Annotated in this window: 12 protein-coding genes; 6 read left to right on the top strand and 6 right to left on the bottom strand. The window is 63.3% G+C overall.

What is annotated here, in order from left to right; all coding sequences use genetic code 11:
* The first annotated feature begins 16 nt into the window (after nt 1–16).
* The 3 genes from P3T42_RS03855 to P3T42_RS03865 all read left to right on the top strand — a co-directional run bounded on the left by P3T42_RS03855 (nt 17) and on the right by P3T42_RS03865 (nt 4,060).
* Complete coding sequence (locus P3T42_RS03855; protein ID WP_074298182.1) at nt 17–1,453, top strand: collagen-like triple helix repeat-containing protein; 1,437 nt, start codon at nt 17–19, stop codon at nt 1,451–1,453.
* Between the two features lie 202 nt (nt 1,454–1,655).
* Nucleotides 1,656–3,356, top strand: a complete 1,701-nt coding sequence (locus tag P3T42_RS03860; RefSeq protein WP_074298180.1) for a ShlB/FhaC/HecB family hemolysin secretion/activation protein — start codon at nt 1,656–1,658, stop codon at nt 3,354–3,356.
* Between the two features lie 218 nt (nt 3,357–3,574).
* On the top strand, nt 3,575–4,060 hold the full coding sequence (locus P3T42_RS03865; protein ID WP_074298179.1) for a DUF2147 domain-containing protein: 486 nt from the start codon (nt 3,575–3,577) through the stop codon (nt 4,058–4,060).
* Between the two features lie 152 nt (nt 4,061–4,212).
* Here the strand turns inward: P3T42_RS03865 and P3T42_RS03870 are convergent, their stop codons facing one another.
* The 5 genes from P3T42_RS03870 to P3T42_RS03890 all read right to left on the bottom strand — a co-directional run bounded on the left by P3T42_RS03870 (nt 4,213) and on the right by P3T42_RS03890 (nt 11,911).
* On the bottom strand, nt 4,213–4,668 hold the full coding sequence (locus tag P3T42_RS03870) for a transposase (protein ID WP_074298177.1): 456 nt from the start codon (nt 4,666–4,668) through the stop codon (nt 4,213–4,215).
* A 219-nt stretch (nt 4,669–4,887) separates the two neighbouring features.
* A complete protein-coding gene (gene zapE, locus P3T42_RS03875) occupies nt 4,888–5,985 on the bottom strand; it encodes a cell division protein ZapE (RefSeq protein ID WP_074298175.1) in 1,098 nt (365 codons plus the stop codon).
* Nucleotides 5,986–6,078: 93 nt separating this feature from the next.
* Nucleotides 6,079–7,509 (bottom strand): dihydrolipoyl dehydrogenase, encoded by a 1,431-nt coding sequence (gene lpdA / locus P3T42_RS03880; RefSeq protein WP_429305217.1) that lies wholly within the window; start codon nt 7,507–7,509, stop codon nt 6,079–6,081.
* A gap of 146 nt (nt 7,510–7,655) precedes the next feature.
* Nucleotides 7,656–8,936: a 2-oxoglutarate dehydrogenase complex dihydrolipoyllysine-residue succinyltransferase gene (gene odhB / locus P3T42_RS03885; protein WP_074298172.1), complete on the bottom strand. Its 1,281-nt coding sequence runs from the start codon at nt 8,934–8,936 to the stop codon at nt 7,656–7,658.
* Nucleotides 8,937–9,049: 113 nt separating this feature from the next.
* Nucleotides 9,050–11,911: a 2-oxoglutarate dehydrogenase E1 component gene (locus tag P3T42_RS03890; protein WP_074298170.1), complete on the bottom strand. Its 2,862-nt coding sequence runs from the start codon at nt 11,909–11,911 to the stop codon at nt 9,050–9,052.
* A 536-nt stretch (nt 11,912–12,447) separates the two neighbouring features.
* Here P3T42_RS03890 and P3T42_RS03895 point away from each other — a divergent pair.
* Nucleotides 12,448–13,494, top strand: a complete 1,047-nt coding sequence (locus P3T42_RS03895) for a hypothetical protein (RefSeq protein WP_429305218.1) — start codon at nt 12,448–12,450, stop codon at nt 13,492–13,494.
* A gap of 140 nt (nt 13,495–13,634) precedes the next feature.
* Here the strand turns inward: P3T42_RS03895 and typA are convergent, their stop codons facing one another.
* Complete coding sequence (typA, locus tag P3T42_RS03900; protein WP_074298166.1) at nt 13,635–15,461, bottom strand: translational GTPase TypA; 1,827 nt, start codon at nt 15,459–15,461, stop codon at nt 13,635–13,637.
* A gap of 385 nt (nt 15,462–15,846) precedes the next feature.
* Between typA and P3T42_RS03905 the strand changes: the two genes are divergently transcribed.
* Together P3T42_RS03905 and P3T42_RS03910 are read left to right on the top strand one after the other, a co-directional pair.
* Nucleotides 15,847–16,368 (top strand): MarR family winged helix-turn-helix transcriptional regulator, encoded by a 522-nt coding sequence (locus P3T42_RS03905; protein ID WP_074298164.1) that lies wholly within the window; start codon nt 15,847–15,849, stop codon nt 16,366–16,368.
* A gap of 52 nt (nt 16,369–16,420) precedes the next feature.
* On the top strand, nt 16,421–17,986 hold the full coding sequence (locus P3T42_RS03910; RefSeq protein ID WP_429305219.1) for an efflux transporter outer membrane subunit: 1,566 nt from the start codon (nt 16,421–16,423) through the stop codon (nt 17,984–17,986).
* The last annotated feature ends 54 nt before the right edge of the window (nt 17,987–18,040 follow it).

An 18,040-nucleotide genomic window follows, 5' to 3' on the forward strand; every position in this document is an offset into this window, starting at 1 on the left:
GACGGAGGAGCACCCTATGTCCACCCCACGTTTTTTTGTTCACGAGGCGGCCCGCGCAACACTGTCGTCGCTGCGCGTACCGCTCACCGCCCTCGCCGTCGCGTGCCTCCTCGCCGCTTGTGGCGGCAGCAGCGTCAACGCGCCGCCCTCCACCTCAAACACCGGTAGCGGCTCGAGCGGCGGCACGACCACCACCACCGGCTCCGGGGGCGGCACGAGCACCACCGGCTCGGGCGGCAGCACGACGACCACCACCAGCGCAAGCGGCACCGCGGGGACGGTGACGACGGCGGCGAAGACCGTCAACGATCTCGGCACGACCATCTCGTCGCAGACGCTGCCCGGTCTGAATTCGCAGGTGACGCAAGGTCTCGGCAACACGGTGTCGGCCAGCAGCGGCACGCTCACGGCGCTCGCCAATGCGGTCAGCAACGGCGTCGGCCAGACCGGCTCGACGGCCAATCCGGTCGGCACGACAGTCGCGGGTCTCGGCTCGGTGGTCGCGTCGACGAGCGGCGTGGTGCAAGGCCTCAGCACGACCGTCGGCGGCCTCGGCACCGGCACGCTCGCGCCGCTGGCGCCGCTCACGACGCCGCTCGCCAGCACCCTCAGCACCGCGGCCGGCGCACTCAGCTTCGGCGGCACGACGCTCGGCAACGTGCTGTCGTCGGCGCCGGTGCAACAGATCACCCAGCCGGTCAGCACCGCCATCACGCCGCTCGTGCAGAGCGCGGGGATCCTGACGCAAACGGTCGGCACCACGACCGGCCTCGGCGTGCCAGTCTCGGGCGTGCTGGCGCAAGTCGGCGGCGCGCTGGGCTCGGCCGGCTCGACCATCGCCTCGACGACGCAGAATCCGCTCGGCACCGATGTCGGCAACCTCGTCGGCTCGCTCGGCAACACGGTCACGAACGCCGGCGGTCTCGTCAATCCGAACGGCCCGAACGGCGCCGCGCCGATTCCCGGTCTGATCACGAGCCTGTTTGGCAGCACCACCGCAGTCGTGGCCGGCGGGCCGCCGACCGGCGCCTCCGCCAACGGCCTGCTGGGACCGCTGAACGCCACGCTGACGAGCCTCGGGCTCGGCGCCAATCCGCTCACCTCGGTGACCTCGCTGCTCGGCAGCACGCCGTTGTCGGCGCTCTCGTCGGCCACCGCCGGCACGCCGCTCGCGTCGGTGACCGGTCTGCTCAGCGGCGTTCCGCTCGGCTCGGTCACCTCGACGCTGGGCAGCGCAACCAGCAGTTCCAATCCGCTCTCGGCGCTCACCGGCGTACTGGGCACCGTCACCAGCGCGGCCAACGGCACGCCGGCCGGTTCGCTGCTGACACCGGTCACAGGTCTCGTCGCGACGGTCACCGGCACGCTCACCAACGCGACGAGTTCGTCGAGCAGCGCCACGAGCGGCGTGACCTCGCTGCTCGGCGGACTGCTGCCCACGCAACATAAGTAGTCCGCATCACTGGGTGAGCAAGCCGTGAGAGATCTCAGTTCGCACAGGCAGTTCGCATGAGCCACGTGCTCCGCAACGCACGGAGCACGTGGCATAACACGCGCAGGCATGGCAGTATGCGCGAAGCCACACACAAGCGTTCACGATCAGCCTGGCCGGGCGACGCGTCCGCACGATAAGAACGGCATACGAGGGAATACCGATGAAACTCGGGTACGGCAGATGGACACTTCTGCTCGCGGCGATGGCCGCGGGCGCAGTGCAGGCGCAATCGCGTCCGGCGGTCGGCGGCAATCCCGTGGGGGGCAATCCGCTCGATTCGATCCCGCAAGTCAACGCGCCCGACAAAGGGCCCAACGTCACGCTGCAGGTCCAGCCGCAGGCGCCGCAATTGCAGGCCCTGCTCGCGACCCACGTGACGCCCACCAAGTTTCAGGTCGAGGGCGTGAAATCGATTCCGTTCGACGACGTCGCGCAACGCTTCACCCCGCTCGTCGGCAAGGACATCACCATCGCCGACCTGATCCAGGTGGCCGACGGCGTCACCAAGCTGTACCAGGCGCGCGGCTATGCGCTGTCGTTTGCGTTCGTGCCGGCGCAGACCTTCGAGAACGGCGTGGTGCGCGTGACGATCGTCGAAGGCTATGTGTCCGAGGTCAAGGTCACCGGCAATCCGGGCAAGGAAGAAGAGAAGATTCGCGCGATCGCCGAACACATCCGCGACGACCGGCCGCTGCGCCGCGCCACCTTTGAGCGCTACATCAACGTGCTGGGCATTCTGCCGGGCATCAAGGTCGCCGCCAACGTGCCGCCGCCGCAGAACACCGACGGCGCCACCACGCTCGAACTCAAGGTCGAGCACAAGGCCGTCAACGTCAGCACCGGGGTCAACTTCAACCAGCCCGGCGTGCAGGGGCTGCTGACCGCGACCGAGAACGGCCTCACGTCGCTGGGCGAGCAACTGAGCATCTCGGCGCTGCTGCCCAAAGGCCGCGACAACGTTACTTACCTCGCCGCCCACGGCGCGCTGCCGATCGGCAGCGACGGCCTGGTGGCGAAGATCGATGCGTCGCACTATCGCGGCAATCCGGTGGACAACCCCGGCCTGCCCTCCTACGTGGAGCGCACCGTGATCAACGACAAGCTCGGCGGCTCGCTGTCGTATCCTCTGCTCCTGAGCAACAGCCAGAGCGTGCTCGGCACCGTGTCGGCCTACGCCTCGCACGACGAAGACGACTATCACAACACGATCAACGGCGCGCAGATCGGGCTGCGCTCGCAAGTCCGCGTGCTGCAGTTGCAGGCCGACTACACCAGCGTGCAGACGGGCCAGGTGCGCAAGGCGAGCGTCAACGTCGCGCAGGCCTTCAACATTCTGGGCGCGTCGAAGTCCGGCGATTCGAACATCCCTGGCGTGGTGGAAACCAATCCCGTCTCGCTCAACTTCACGCGCACCGGCGCGAGCTTCTCGCAGACCAACGAGTGGCCGCTCAAGATCGGCACCGCCATCGCCATGACGGGCCAGTACAGCCCGGATTCGCTGCCGACCTCGGAGCAGATCTCGTTCGGCGCGCAGCATTTTGCGCAGGGCTATGAACCGGGTGAGGCGTCGGGGGATTCGGGCTGGGGAGCATCGGTCGAAATCAATCGCGGCTTCACGCCGGGCTACACCTATCTGCAAAGCGTCACGCCGTATGTGTCGTTCGACATGGCGCGCGTCTATCTGCACGCGGGCACGCCGTCGCCGTCGAAGCTTTCTTCGATCTCGTTCGGTTTCCGCATTTCCGATTCGAAGTACTACACGCTCGATCTGTCGGTGGGCAAGGCGGTCGGCGATGCGCCGGTTGAAAGTGCCTCGCGCAGCCCGCGGATCAACGCCACTTTCTCGTATCAGCTGAATTGAACGGCGTGTGAGGTTCGTGCGGCGCGTTGCGCCTGGGCGTACCAGGCACGCGCCGCCGGTTTGACTAGAGGGTCCACTATCAAACGGACCGGGCACTTTCACGTATTCTGCGCTGACCAACCCGGCAACACCCCGGCATGAGGAGACCCCGCGTCGCCCGACATGCCAATAACGCCGCGCGACCATGATCGCGCCGACTTTTCTCAAGGAGGAAGACAATGACACCATTCACCCAACGCACCCGCGCCATGATGATGCGCACCGCCAGACAGGCCGCGCTCGCCGGCGTGCTGCTCGCCAGTGCCGTCACCGCGATGGCGCAGGCCGATAGCCCGGTCGGCACGTGGCAAACCATCGACGATCACACGGGCCAGCCCAAGGCGCTCGTGCAGATCACCCAGGACAGCAGCGGCGCGCTGGACGGCAAGGTGATCAAAGGCCTCGGCCCGAACGACCAGCCCGAGCGCCGCTGTACGGCGTGCACGGATGCGCGCAAAGATCAGTTGATCCTCGGCATGACGATCATCAACGACATGAAAAAGGTGGACGACGGCTGGGACGATGGACAGATTCTCGACCCGGAAAACGGCAAGATCTACAAGTGCAAGATGCACCTGGAAGACGGCGGTCAGAAACTGGTGGTGCGGGGGTATATCGGCGTTTCGCTGCTGGGCCGTTCGCAGACCTGGATTCGCCAGCAATAAGCTTTAAAGGCCTGCGCGTGGATCACCGCGCGGGTCACTGCACCTGCCTGCGGCGCATCGCGCAGCGCCGCAGCGCAGATAAAAAAACCGGCCGACGATTTTCTCGTGCGGCCGGTTTTTTATGCCTGGGTGGGATCCATTCATTGGACTCGTCATGCAGCGTGCTTGAAGGATCCCGCGAGGCTGAATACCGAGGGCAGCGCCGACGGTGAAGACCCCGGGCCAAACACCGGCGGCCTCGTCGGCGCGACGGGCTCCGCGGCGGTGCGCGCGGCCCTCTCTTCCGGGCTGACGTGGATACGCATGCGCGCTTCCATCATGCCGCACAGTTCTGTGCCCGCTTCGCCGAAGAGTTGATCCATCACGCGCTTGAGCACGCCCGACTCATGCCACGCCTTGAAGCGCCGATGACAGGTTTGATACGACGGGTATTTGCGCGGCATGGCGGACCAGGTGGCGCCGCTGTACATCACCCACAGCACGCCGTTGAGCACGGAGCGTGTGTTGGCGAGCGGCCGGCCACGCAATTCGGAACGCGGACGCAGCTCGGGGAGCAGCGGTGCAATGCGCTGCCATTCTTCGTCATTGATATCGCGGTACGGGGTCATGGACTTCTCCTTCGTCAAAATGTATGACTAAGAAGATATCGGCTTGCCCCCGGACCGAATATAAGATCAATCTGAATCTTGAAAATGCGCCCGCGACCGCCCGGCATTGGCCCGCAGACCCTGATCTATCGCAAAAGAACGCGGTTCCGGGTGAACCGCGCGATCAGCCGGTGTCGCGAGAAGCGCTTGAGCGCCCCTCGCGCACCTCTGCGCTAACGCTCAGGTCAGCGACGTATCGACGATCCGGCGCGGCGCGTCGAGATACTCCTTCGATTGCATCTCGACAATGCGCGACACCGTCCGGGTGAACTCGTTGGCCATCGGGCCGTCGGTATACAACTGCTCGGGCGGCACGGCTGCGGACATCAGCAGCTTGACCTTGTGGTCGTAGAACACGTCGATCAGCCACGTAAAGCGCCGCGCTTCCGAGGCCATCCGCGCGCTCATCTGCGGCACGCCCGACAGCACCACCGCGTGAAAGCGGCTCGCCAGTTCCAGGTAGTCGTTCTGCGAGCGCGGGCCGCCGCACAGCGTGGCGAAGTCGAACCAGACCACGCCATCCGCCTTGCGCAGCGCTTTGAGCTCGCGCTTCTCGATGTGCAGGATCGGGCTTTCGTCGGGCACCGCGGCGAGGCGCGCGAAAGCGTCGCGCAGGGCCTTGTCCGAGGCCGCGCCAAGCGGCGTGTGATACACCTCGACCTGGGCCAGCGTGCGCTGCCGGTAGTCGATGCCCGCGTCCACGTTGACCACGTCGAGCTTGCTCTTGATCAGTTCGATTGCCGGCAGCATGCGGTCGCGGTGCAGGCCGTCCGGATACAGCAGATCCGGATCGTAGTTGGACGTCATCACGAACTGCACGCCGTTCTCGAACAGCTTGTCGAGCAGGCGGTACAGAATCATGGCGTCGGCGATGTCGGAGACGTGGAATTCGTCGAAACAGATTAGCCGGTAGCGCCTGGCAATGCGCCGTGCGAGTTCGTCGAGCGGATCGGCCGTGCCTTTCAGCTCTTCGAGTTCGCGATGCACTTCACGCATGAACTCGTGAAAATGCAGACGCGTCTTGCGATACAGCGGCACCACCGTAAAGAAGCTGTCCATCAGGAAGCTCTTGCCGCGCCCGACCCCGCCCCACATGTAGACGCCGCGCGGCAGGTCCGGATGGATCAGCAGTTTCTTGAACGCGTTCGAGCGGCGCGATTTGTATTCGCTCCACTCTTCGTAGCACCGCTGCAGACGGTCCACGGCCGCGCGCTGCGCCGGGTCCGATTGATAACCCCGCGTCTGCAGTTCTTTTTCGTAGTATTCGGTGACGTTCATTTTCTGGCTGCAAAAAAGAAGGCGGGAGGGATGAAACCCGCCCGCCTTCGTCGTAAAACTAAGCTGCTGCGATCAGTCAGGCGTGCGCGCGTTTTACATGTTCAGCGCGCGCTTGTCCACGGCGAGTGCCGCTTCGCGCATGACTTCGGACAACGACGGGTGCGGATGGCAAATCCGGCCGATGTCTTCCGACGCCGCCTTGAATTCCATCGCCACCACGGCTTCCGCGATCAGGTCCGATGCGTTCGCCGAGATGATGTGCACGCCCAGCAGTTCGTCGGTCTTCGCGTCGGCGATCATCTTGACGAAACCATCCGCCTTGTTGATGCCGAGCGCGCGGCCGTTGGCCATGAACGGGAACTGGCCCGTCTTGATCTCGCGGCCTTCGGCCTTCAGCGCCTGTTCCGTCTTGCCGACCCATGCGATTTCCGGCTCGGTGTAGATCACCCACGGAATGCAGTTGTAGTCGATATGCGGCTTCTGACCGTCGATGATTTCAGCGACCAGCACGCCTTCGTCTTCCGCCTTGTGCGCGAGCATCGGGCCACGCACCACGTCGCCGATCGCGTACACGTTCGGCACGGCCGTTGCGCAGTGGTCGTCCACGTCGATGAAGCCGCGTTCGTTGGCCTTCAGGCCGATCGCTTCGAGGCCGAGGTTGTCGGTGTTGGGCACGCGGCCGATCGACACGATCAGGCGGTCCGCTTCCAGCTTCTGCGCGTTGCCGTCCTTGTCCGTGTAGTTCAGCGTGACGCTGTTGTCGGTCGTCGTCACTTCGCCGACCTTCACGCCCACGTGAATATCCAGACCCTGCTTCTTGAACTGCTTGGCCGCTTCCTTCGCCAGCGCCTGGTCAGCCGCGCCGAGGAATTCCGGCAGCGCCTCGAGCACCGTGACTTCAGCACCGAGACGACGCCACACCGAGCCCAGTTCCAGACCGATCACGCCGGCGCCGATCACGGCCAGCTTCTTCGGCACGGAGTCGAAGCTCAACGCGCCTTCGTTGTCGGCGACAATCTTGTTGTCGACCGGGATGTTCGGCAGGTGACGCGCCTTCGAACCCGTGGCGATGATCACGTTCTTCGCCGTGACCACTTCGGTTTCGCCTTCGCCGCTCACCTCGATCTGCACGCCGGCGTCCGTCTTGCCGGTGAACTTGCCATGACCCTTCAGCCATGTGATCTTGTTCTTGCGGAACAGGAATTCGATACCCTTCGTCATCTTCTCGACGATGCCTTCCTTGCGGGCCAGCATCTTCGCAATGTCGACCGACACGTTTTCCACGCTGATGCCGTGGTCGGCCAGGTGATGCGACGCGTTTTCGAACTCTTCCGACGACGCGAGCAGCGCCTTCGACGGAATGCAACCCACGTTCAGGCAGGTGCCGCCGAGCTTCAGCGCGCCGGCCGGGTTCTTCCACTTCTCGATACAGGCCACGCTCTTGCCGAGCTGCGCAGCGCGGATGGCTGCGATGTAGCCGCCGGGACCGGCACCGATCACGACGACGTCAAATTCTTTGGACATGACAATCCTTTTGATGACGGAGCAACGCGCAGCCACGCTTCGCGGCGCGCGTCGTTCCAGTACTACGGAGTGCTAGATGCTTGCGGCTTGCTTTATATGGCGCCGGCTCGTGCGATCACAAGCCGGCGCCTTTGCCGTACCGACGCTTACAGGTCGAGCAGCAGGCGTGCCGGATCTTCCAGCGCGTCCTTCATGGCAACCAGCGACAGCACCGCTTCGCGACCGTCGATGATCCGGTGGTCGTACGACAGCGCCAGGTAGTTCATCGGGCGGATCACGATCTGGCCGTTTTCGACCACCGCGCGTTCCTTGGTGGCGTGCACGCCCAGAATCGCGGATTGCGGCGGGTTGATAATCGGCGTCGACAGCATCGAGCCGAACACACCGCCGTTCGAGATCGAGAACGTGCCACCCGTCATTTCTTCGATCGACAGCTTGCCGTCCTTGGCCTTCTGGCCGAATTCAGCAATCTTCTTTTCGATGTCGGCGAGGCTCAGCTGATCGGCATTGCGCAGGATCGGCACCACCAGGCCACGCGGCGAACCGACCGCGATACCGATGTCGAAGTAGCCGTGATAGACGATGTCGTTACCGTCGATCGACGCGTTCACCAGCGGGAACTTCTTCAGCGCGTGAACCGCCGCCTTGACGAAGAACGACATGAAGCCGAGCTTCACGCCATGTTCCTTCTCGAACTTGTCCTTGTACTTGTTGCGCAGGTCCATCACCGGCGCCATGTTCACTTCGTTGAACGTCGTGAGGATGGCATTGGTTTGCTGCGACTCGAGCAGACGCTCGGCGATACGCGCGCGCAGACGCGACATCGGCACGCGTTGTTCCGGGCGGTCCTTCAGCCAGGCTTCGGCGGAAGCCGGCGCCTTCACGTCCGGCAGCGACGGCTTGGCGGCCTTCGCAGCGACCGGTGCCGGCGCAGCCTTGGCGGCCGGTGCCGGAGCGGCGCCGGCGGTCAGCACGTCACCCTTGGTGATGCGGCCGTCGCGGCCCGTGCCGGCGACGTCGCCCGAGGTCAGGTTCTTTTCCGCCAGCAGCTTGGCGGCGGCCGGCGAAGCGGCCGTGCTGGCACCCGTTGCGGATGCAGCTTGAGCAGCAGGTGCTGCTGCCGGTGCGGGAGCCGCAACCGGAGCCGGCTTCACTTCTGCTTCGACGGCAGCGGCGCCAGCCGTGCCTTCCGTGTCGATCTTCGCGATCACCTGGTCAGCGGTGACGGTGTCGCCGTCGTTGGCGATCACTTGCGCGAGCACGCCAGCCGAGGGGGCCGGCACTTCCAGCACGACCTTGTCGGTCTCGATTTCGATGAGGATTTCGTCCACGGCGACAGCGTCGCCGGGCTTCTTCTTCCACTGCAGCATGGTGGCTTCCGACACCGACTCCGAAAGCTGGGGGACCTTGACTTCTACAATAGCCATTGTGATTTTCCTGAATACGTATCTGGTGACTACGAACCGTCTGCGAACCGTGTATGAACCTTCAGACGCGGCGCGGGAAAGCGCCCTGCGCTTTCCCGGTTCGGTTCTGGTGGTTATTTAGCGATCGATGCGCTCTTGAGACGGCCGAATGCCCCTTCGACCAACGCCTTCTGCTGCTCGTAATGCTTCGCGTAGTAGCCGACCGCAGGCGAAGCCGACGCCGGACGGCCGCTGTAGGCCAGCTTCTGGCCGTCCTTCATGCCTTCCTTCAGGTGATGCTCGATGTAGAACCACGGGCCCTGATTCTGCGGCTCGTCCTGCACCCAGACCACTTCGGTTGCGTTGTCGTACTTCTTCATTTCCGCTTCGAACTGCTTGTGCGCGAACGGATAGAGCTGTTCGATACGGATGATCGCGACGTCGTAGGCCTTCGCTTCGCGGCGATGTGCGACGAGGTCGTAGTACACGCGGCCCGAGCAGGCCACCACGCGCTTGACCTTCTTCGCTTCGACCGCTTCGTCCACTTCGCCGATGATCGGCTGGAACGCGCCCTTCGCCAGTTCGGACAGGTCCGACACGGCTTCCTTGTGACGCAGCAGCGACTTCGGCGTGGCGACGATCAGCGGCTTGCGGAACAGGCGGATCATCTGACGGCGCAGCAGGTGGAAAATCTGCGCCGGCGTGGTGGGCTGAACGACCTGCATGTTGTGGTCTGCGCACAGTTGCAGGAAACGCTCGATACGCGCCGACGAGTGCTCCGGACCCTGGCCTTCGTAGCCGTGCGGCAGCAGCATCGTGAGACCCGAGACGCGGCCCCACTTCACTTCGCCCGACGAGATGAACTGGTCGATCACGACTTGCGCGCCGTTCACGAAGTCGCCGAACTGCGCTTCCCATGCGACGAACGTGTTCGGTTCAGCGGTCGAGTAGCCGTATTCGAAGCCCAGAACGGCTTCTTCCGACAGCACCGAGTCGATCACCGTGAACTTCGCCTGACCTTCGGAGATGTTCTGCAGCGGCACGTACGTGCCGTCGTTCCAGCGTTCGCGGTTCTGGTCGTGCAGCACCGCGTGACGGTGCGTGAACGTGCCGCGGCCCGAGTCCTGACCGGTCAGGCGCACGGCATAGCCGGACGCGACCAGCGACGCGAATGCCAGATGCTCGCCCATGCCCCAGTCAAGCTTCGCTTCGCCACGGCCCATCGCGCGACGGTCGTTGATGACGCGTTCGACCAGCGGGTGAACCTTGAAGTTTTCCGGGATCGTGGTGATGCGCTCGGCGAGGCGCTTCAGTTCGGCGAGCGGCACTGCGGTGTCCGCAGCGTCGGTCCACTTGCGGTTCAGGAACGGCACCCAGTCGACCGCGTACTTGCTCTTGTAGTTCGACAGAACCGGGTCCACGGTGTGGTGGCCTTCGTCCATCGCCTTGCGGTACGCCTTGACGAATTCGTCGCCTTCCGCGGCCGTGATCACGCCTTGCTGCACCAGCTTTTCAGCGTACAGCGCGCGCGTGCCCGGGTGCTTCGCAATCGTCTTGTACATCAGCGGCTGCGTGACCGCCGGCGTGTCCTGCTCGTTGTGGCCCAGCTTGCGGAAGCAGACGATGTCGACGACGACGTCCTTGTGGAACTGCATCCGGAAGTCGATGGCGAGCTGCGTAGCCAGCACCACCGCTTCAGGATCGTCACCGTTCACGTGCAGCACCGGTGCTTCGATCATCTTGACGACGTCCGAGCAGTACAGCGTCGAGCGCGAGTCGCGCGGATCCGACGTGGTGAAGCCGATCTGGTTGTTGATGACGATGTGCAGCGTGCCGTGCGTGCCGTAACCGCGCGTTTGCGCGAGGTTCAGCGTTTCCATCACGACGCCCTGGCCCGCGAAAGCCGCGTCGCCGTGGATCTGCACCGGCAGCACTTGCAGGCCGCTGTCGTCGCCGCGACGGTCCATCCGGGCCTTGGCCGAACCTTCGACCACCGGGTTGACGATTTCAAGGTGCGACGGGTTGAACGCGAGCGACAGGTGAACCGGGCCGCCTTCGGTCGAGACGTCCGACGAGAAACCCTTGTGGTACTTGACGTCGCCGGCCGGCAGGTCGTCCACGTGCTTGCCTTCGAATTCGGCAAACAGGTCAGCCGGCATCTTGCCGAGCGTATTGACCAGCACGTTCAGACGACCACGGTGAGCCATGCCGATGACGATTTCCTGAACGCCGCGAGCGCCGCCGTGGCGCACGACTTCGTCCATCGAGGCGATGAAGCTTTCGCCGCCTTCCAGCGAGAAGCGCTTCTGGCCGACGTACTTGGTGTGCAGGAAGCGCTCGAGGCCTTCAGCGGCCGTCAGGCGATTCAGGATGTGCTTTTTCTTGTCGTTCGAGAAATTCGGCGTCGAACGGATCGACTCGAGCTTCTCTTTCCACCAGCGCTTCTGTTCCGGGTCGCTGAGGTACATGTACTCGACACCGATCGTGCCGCAGTACGTGTCGCGCAGCGCCTTGACGATTTCCCGCAGCGAGGCGCGCTCGAAACCGAAATACAGATTGGTCGCGCTGAACTCCTGGTCCATGTCGGCTTCGGTGAAGTCGTAGAACGCGGGTTCAAGTTCGGGAATGGCGGGACGTTCGCGGCGCTTCAGGGGATCGAGATTGGCCCATTGCGTGCCAAGGAAGCGATATGCGCCGATGAGGGACTGTACGTAGACCTGCTTGCGTGCGGTAGCGAGATCTTCGCCGCCGGCTGCGGTGCGCGGGATGAAGGCGTTGGCCTTGGCCCGTTGCGCAAACGATTCGACGATCGGGCCATGGGCCACGTCGTTGGCATTGCTGCCATCCGATGCAGGAACGTTCTGCAACGCGTCGAAATAGCTGCGCCAGTTCTCGGGCACTGACGCCGGATTATCGAGATACGCTTCGTACATTTCTTCTACGTACGGAGCATTGCCGCCGAACAGATAGGAGTTCGACTGGAATTGCTTCATCATTTTTACGCTCACCTTTCTTCGAGTTTCTCGAGAAATAGCGGGTTACCGAAACCTTCCGCGACACGGCCTGACCGTTTGGCGGATTGCGCGAATCAAGTCTTGCTTGGAAGGACCTTAACTTGCATCCGCGGAAGCATATCACATAACAGATAGTGCAGATAGCAGACACAGCGCCGCAAAGGCCCGCCGCAACAGGCTTTCAGCCACCTTCACAAAGCGCGCAATACTGTTCTGCAAATCTCAAAATGGGACCGGGGCGGCGCCTGTTGCGCTGCACCAGCGAACTTCTTCCCACGCAATCAACGCTGTACGCCTGCATCCATCTACGTCTGATGCAGGCCCCGCGTTCGCGTCCAGATCGGCCCCACTGCTTCTCCACCCTATCTATTCAACACCTCGCCCGCAGCCATTTGCTCACACTAGCTCTACGCAACACGGCCGCGGGATTGGCGCTCACAGGCGCCGAACGGTCGGCCCCGCTGTCGGGTTGCGTGCAGTCGGTCTGTATGCATTTTTTACTTTAGAAGGATCAGCAAATGGAACTCACTTCCCAATACACGAGCACTTCTGTCGGAACCCTACCCCAGGACACACGCGCCGACGCGGTGCAGTCCGCGCTAGCGCAGCGGGGTCAGCCGAGAATGTTCGCAGAATCGGACACCCCGCTTCAGTTTGCAGCGGGGCGAGATGACCAGCGACACTACGCGGCCAAAGGCGACACGCAGAGCCGGGAAAAGCGCGGCGGAGTACTAGGAGCGTGCGCGCGATCGGAGTTTCGGGAATGTCGAGGCGGCGACGCTCTCAAGGACGGCAGTACGTCGTACGTCAAATTCGATCAAAACGACCGCGCAGAGACCCGAGGCAACGAAGGGAAAGGATTATGCGAAGGCATCGTTCGCGACGCGATGCGTCGCATCGACCGCAACGCTGGCATCCCCGGGGGAACGGCAGACTTGCCAACTGCGGTCCGCAGCATGATCACCGATATGAAGAGTAGCCACAAGGCGGACGCAGAACAGTTCTACAACAATATCGAGTCATTCCAGGACAACCCAACCAACCTCGGACTAACGAATTACCGCCTTTCCTCTACCTCGTTTTTCAATGCGGACGGGTTAACGCCGCGTACCGGGCGCATAGCTGGCCTTATGAGCAGCATGCGCAATATGCCTCCGGGGGGGCTCGCATTGATACACGCGTCCATTCAACCCGCCGAGGCGATGGAGCCACCGATTAACGGTCACGCGTTGATGGTACAGCGGCTTCCCGAGGAGGCAGGCGCTCACGGAAGCTCGGCCCCGGCGCGGTATGCCATCTTCGACCCGAACAACGGTGTGTTCACCTACGAGAATCAGGACCGAATGGAAACCGCCTTGCGACAATATATGGATTCAGCTTTCTCCGAGATCGGCGACGGTGCTGCGCCGGACAGCGTGTCATTTTTTAGTCCGCCCAATTCGGGCAATTGGGCCGCACTACCTCAAACACTTACGGTCCCTGCCCCTGACAGAATGCTTCCCGAGCCTAATCTCTCCGTCCCCCCTCATATTGAGCTCAAGCGAGGAGCGTCGTCGACCAGCTAGGATAACTGACCGGGCGAAGGAGTCCGGCATGAACCACTAAACAAAAAGCCGTTCCGGGCATGCCCGGAACGGCTTTTTTGTTCATACAAACCGCGGCGTTGAAGTCAGAAAAAACCTGCCTCGACGCGCCCGGCACACGCTCAGTCCACTGCGCCCTTACGGCTCGCGCTACGACGCTCATGTTCCTTCAGATAGCGCTTGCGCAGACGGATGGATTGCGGCGTGACTTCGACCAGCTCGTCGTCGTCGATGAATTCCACCGCGTATTCCAGCGACATCTGGATCGGCGGCACGAGGCGCACCGCTTCGTCGGTACCCGACGAACGCACGTTGGTCAGCTGCTTACCCTTGATCGGGTTCACGACCAGGTCGTTGTCGCGGCTGTGGATGCCGATGATCATGCCTTCGTACAGCGGCTCACCCGGCGACACGAACATACGGCCGCGATCCTGCAGCTTCCACAGTGCGTAGGCCACCGCGGCGCCGTCGTCCTGCGAAATCAGCACACCGTTACGACGCTCGCCAACCGCGCCATCCTTCACCGGCTGGTACGAGTCGAACGTGTGGCTCATCAGACCCGTGCCGCGCGTGAGCGTCAGGAATTCCGACTGGAAGCCGATCAGGCCACGCGCCGAAATGCGGTACTCAAGACGCGTACGGCCACGACCGTCCGACGCCATGTCGAGCATTTCGCCCTTGCGGCGGCCCAGCTCTTCCATCACGCCACCCTGGTGGCCGTCTTCCATGTCGACCGTCAGGTTTTCGTACGGCTCGTGCTTCACGCCGTCGATTTCCTGCATCACCACGCGCGGACGCGACACGGCCAGCTCGTAACCTTCGCGGCGCATGTTTTCCACCAGAATGGTCAGGTGCAGCTCGCCGCGGCCCGCCACTTCAAACGTGGTTTCGTCGCCGGTTTCCTTCACGCGCAGCGCGACGTTGTGGTTCAGTTCCTTGAACAGACGGTCGCGGATCTGGCGGCTCGTCACGAACTTGCCTTCACGGCCAGCCAGCGGCGACGAATTCACGAGGAAGTTCATCGTCAGGGTCGGCTCGTCCACCGTGATCATCGGCAGCGCTTCCGGCTGTTCCGGTGCGCAGATGGTCACGCCAATGCCGATTTCTTCGATACCGTTGATCAGCACGATGTCGCCGGCTTCAGCGGAATCCACCTGGACGCGCTCGAGGCCCTTGAACGACAGCACCTGGTTGATCTTGCGGTTGAGGATCGCGCCGTCCGGACCCGAACGCACGGCCACAGCCATGCCCGGCTTGATACGGCCACGCGTGATACGGCCCACGCCGATACGGCCGACGTACGACGAATAGTCCAGCGAGGTGATCTGCAACTGCAGCGGCGCTTCCGGATCCGCCGGGCGGACCGGCACGTGCTGCAGCACGGCTTCGAACAGCGGACGCATATCGCCTTCGCGCACGTCGGCGGTCAAGCCCGCATAGCCGTTCAGGCCCGATGCGTAGACGATCGGGAAATCGAGTTGTTCGTCGGTTGCGCCCAGCTTGTCGAACAGGTCGAAGGTCTGGTTGATCACCCAGTCGATCCGCGCGCCCGGGCGGTCCACCTTGTTGATGACCACGATCGGCTTGAGGCCGAGGGCCAGCGCCTTCTTCGTCACGAAGCGCGTTTGCGGCATCGGACCTTCAACGGCGTCGACCAGCAGCAGCACCGAGTCGACCATCGACAGCACGCGCTCCACTTCGCCGCCGAAGTCGGCGTGGCCCGGTGTGTCGACGATGTTGATGTGCGTACCTTCGTATTCGACCGCGCAGTTCTTCGACAGGATCGTGATGCCACGTTCCTTTTCGATGTCGTTCGAGTCCATCACGCGCTCGACAACCTGCTGGTTGTCGCGGAACGTGGCAGTCTGACGGAGCAGCTGGTCGACGAGTGTGGTCTTGCCGTGGTCGACGTGGGCAATAATGGCGATGTTGCGTAGGGCGCGAGTCATAGGAACCTGAAGACAGTTGAGTGCGCCAGCTGCAGCATTGTGTACAAAGCCAACAAAGCCCAAAGCGCACTTTTGGGAACCCAATATTGTAGCACGCGCAGATTAAGGTTCTCTGGTATTCCCTTACTCGCCGTCATCCACCCCTGCCTGCCCCCACCGCGGCACACCCCTCGCCTGACAGACTGCCTTTCATTTCCTCACCCCAACCACCTGCCCTGAGGGCCCGTGCGGACGGCCCTGCCGGCCCGAGTCTCGCACAAAGATGCCGTCTATTTAATAGCTTGAGTGACTAAGGATCCTTGCCTAAGCTGCAATAACGCTTGCCGCGTCAACTAACCGGCCCTTATAATCCTGCTTAGTCAACCATTGCAATCGCATGAGAATCATGACGGATCAGACCTCTACGTCACCGCCGGAAATCAGCGCCTATCAGCTAGGCGAAAGCGTCGGCTATCTGATTGCGCGTACGAGATCGACCATGGCGGGCCTCGTCACCCAGCGCACCATGGCCGAGCTCGGCATCACCAGCCAGCAGGCCAGCATCCTGTTCATGGTAGCGAGCGGCAAGTGCCTGCTTGCCGCGGAACTGGCCCGTGAATACGGTATCGACGCCAGCGCTGTGACCCGTCTGGTGGACCGGCTGGAAAAGCGCGGCCTGCTTACCCGGGTGCGCAGCATCGAAGACCGGCGGGTCGTACGGCTCGCGCTGACACCGGAAGGCCGGGACATTGCGGTACGTATGCCGGCCATCTTCAACAGCGTGACCGACAACCTGCTGTCGGGCTTCACACCGGAAGAAGTCGGTTTTCTGAAGAGCATGCTGCGCCGCGTCCTGAGCAATAGCGGCTGCGATCTATCGGGCATAACCCGTGACACGACAATAAATCCCGACGGCAAATCGTCATAGACTGATTGCAGCGTCCATCATTACATTCCACTCACACGCAAAGAGTCGAGCGATGAAATCCCTTTCCCTGTCCGCGCCCGCGCTGTCGTGCCGGGCCGCCGTCACCGCAGCGGTGGCGGCGCTCGCCCTCACGGGGTGCGCGAACTACATCGGTATCAAGAGCGACAAGCAGATGTCGTCGCCGGCGCAGTACGAATCCAGCCAGAGCCTGCCGGCGCAGGGCGGCCAGTGGCCGTCGCTCGACTGGGCCAACCAGTTCGGCGACCCGCAACTGCCTCAACTGATCGCGGAGGCGCTGGAAGGCAGCCCGTCGATCGCCCAGGCGCAGGCGCGCCTCGCCAAGGCCTCGTCGTACATCGAAAGCTCGCGCTCGGCGCTCTATCCGAAGGTCAACGGCAGCTATTCGTGGAACCGCGAGATCTTCTCGACCAACTCGATCTATCCGCCGCCCTACGGCGGCACCTGGTATAGCGAGAACAACGTGCTGGCGAGCGCCTCGTGGGATCTCGACCTGTGGGGCAAGAATCGCGAGCGCCTCGGCCAGGCCGTGTCGCAGGAAAAAGCCGCCGAAGCGGACATGCAGCAGGCCCGCGTGACGCTCGCGGCGTCGGTCGCCAGCACCTATAACCAGCTCGCGCAGTTGTACGCGCTGCGCGACATCGCCGCGCGCGAAATCGCCAACCGCCAGGATATCGGCCGGATCACCAATGGCCGCGTTCTCGCCGGCCTCGACACCAATGTCGAGCGGCAGACGGCGAACGGCAACATTGCCACGAGCCAGTCCAACCTGACCGACCTCGACGGCCAGATCACCACCGTGCGCTACCAGCTCGGCGCGCTGCTAGGCAAGGGGCCGGATCGTGGGCTGCAGATCGCCAAGCCGGTTCTGACGGCCGGCAACGTGGTCACGCTGCCGGACAACGTGCCTGCCGATCTGGTGTCGCGCCGCCCGGATATCGTGGCCGCACGCTGGCAGGTCGAAGCCGAGATGCATGACGTGAAGGAAGCCAAGGCGGAGTTTTTCCCGGACATCAACCTGTCGGCCGGGCTCGGTTTCGATGCGTTCGGCTGGGGCAAATTCCTCACGGCATCGAGCCGTAACATGCAGCTCGGGCCGGCCATTCACCTGCCGATCTTCGACGCCGGCGCCTTGCGCTCGCAGCTGAAGGGCCGCTACGCCGACTTCGACCTCGACGTGGCGAACTACAACCAGACGCTGATCAACGCGCTGTCGGATGTGGCCACGCAGATCACCTCGATCCGCTCGATCGACCAGCAGTCGGGCGACGCGCAGCGCGCACTCGACGCGTCGACCAAGGCTTACCAGCTGGCCGTGATCCGCTACAAGGCCGGCCTCTCTGAGCAATTGCAGGTACTGACCGCCGACCAGAATCGCCTTGCCGCCGAACAGACGGTGACGAACCTGAAGATGCGCCGCCGCGACCTGCAGATCGGCCTGATCAAGGCGCTGGGCGGCGGTTTCGACGCCACCCAGACCGGTCTCGTGGTGCCGACCGATGCACCGGCCGGCGCGTCCGCGGTGCCTGCGGGCCAGGCGGCGCCGGCAGCACAGGCAGCACCCGTAACGCAGACCACACAAGCAGCGGCAGCGAACTGAATCCGAATGCCCACCCGAATAAACGACGCAGATTGAGAGAATACGGAGCATATC

This window comes from Paraburkholderia sp. GAS38, from assembly GCF_050434965.1.
In the GTDB taxonomy this organism is placed as follows: Bacteria; Pseudomonadota; Gammaproteobacteria; order Burkholderiales; family Burkholderiaceae; genus Paraburkholderia; species Paraburkholderia phenazinium_A.

What these genes read in the sequence shown, in the direction of transcription:
- P3T42_RS03855 (WP_074298182.1), top strand. Translation starts at nt 17, where the DNA reads ATGTCCACCCCACGTTTTTTTGTTCACGAGGCGGCCCGCGCAACACTG.
- P3T42_RS03860 (WP_074298180.1), top strand. Translation starts at nt 1,656, where the DNA reads ATGAAACTCGGGTACGGCAGATGGACACTTCTGCTCGCGGCGATGGCC.
- P3T42_RS03865 (WP_074298179.1), top strand. Translation starts at nt 3,575, where the DNA reads ATGACACCATTCACCCAACGCACCCGCGCCATGATGATGCGCACCGCC.
- P3T42_RS03870 (WP_074298177.1), bottom strand. Translation starts at nt 4,668, where the DNA reads ATGACCCCGTACCGCGATATCAATGACGAAGAATGGCAGCGCATTGCA.
- zapE (WP_074298175.1), bottom strand. Translation starts at nt 5,985, where the DNA reads ATGAACGTCACCGAATACTACGAAAAAGAACTGCAGACGCGGGGTTAT.
- lpdA (WP_429305217.1), bottom strand. Translation starts at nt 7,509, where the DNA reads ATGTCCAAAGAATTTGACGTCGTCGTGATCGGTGCCGGTCCCGGCGGC.
- odhB (WP_074298172.1), bottom strand. Translation starts at nt 8,936, where the DNA reads ATGGCTATTGTAGAAGTCAAGGTCCCCCAGCTTTCGGAGTCGGTGTCG.
- P3T42_RS03890 (WP_074298170.1), bottom strand. Translation starts at nt 11,911, where the DNA reads ATGATGAAGCAATTCCAGTCGAACTCCTATCTGTTCGGCGGCAATGCT.
- P3T42_RS03895 (WP_429305218.1), top strand. Translation starts at nt 12,448, where the DNA reads ATGGAACTCACTTCCCAATACACGAGCACTTCTGTCGGAACCCTACCC.
- typA (WP_074298166.1), bottom strand. Translation starts at nt 15,461, where the DNA reads ATGACTCGCGCCCTACGCAACATCGCCATTATTGCCCACGTCGACCAC.
- P3T42_RS03905 (WP_074298164.1), top strand. Translation starts at nt 15,847, where the DNA reads ATGACGGATCAGACCTCTACGTCACCGCCGGAAATCAGCGCCTATCAG.
- P3T42_RS03910 (WP_429305219.1), top strand. Translation starts at nt 16,421, where the DNA reads ATGAAATCCCTTTCCCTGTCCGCGCCCGCGCTGTCGTGCCGGGCCGCC.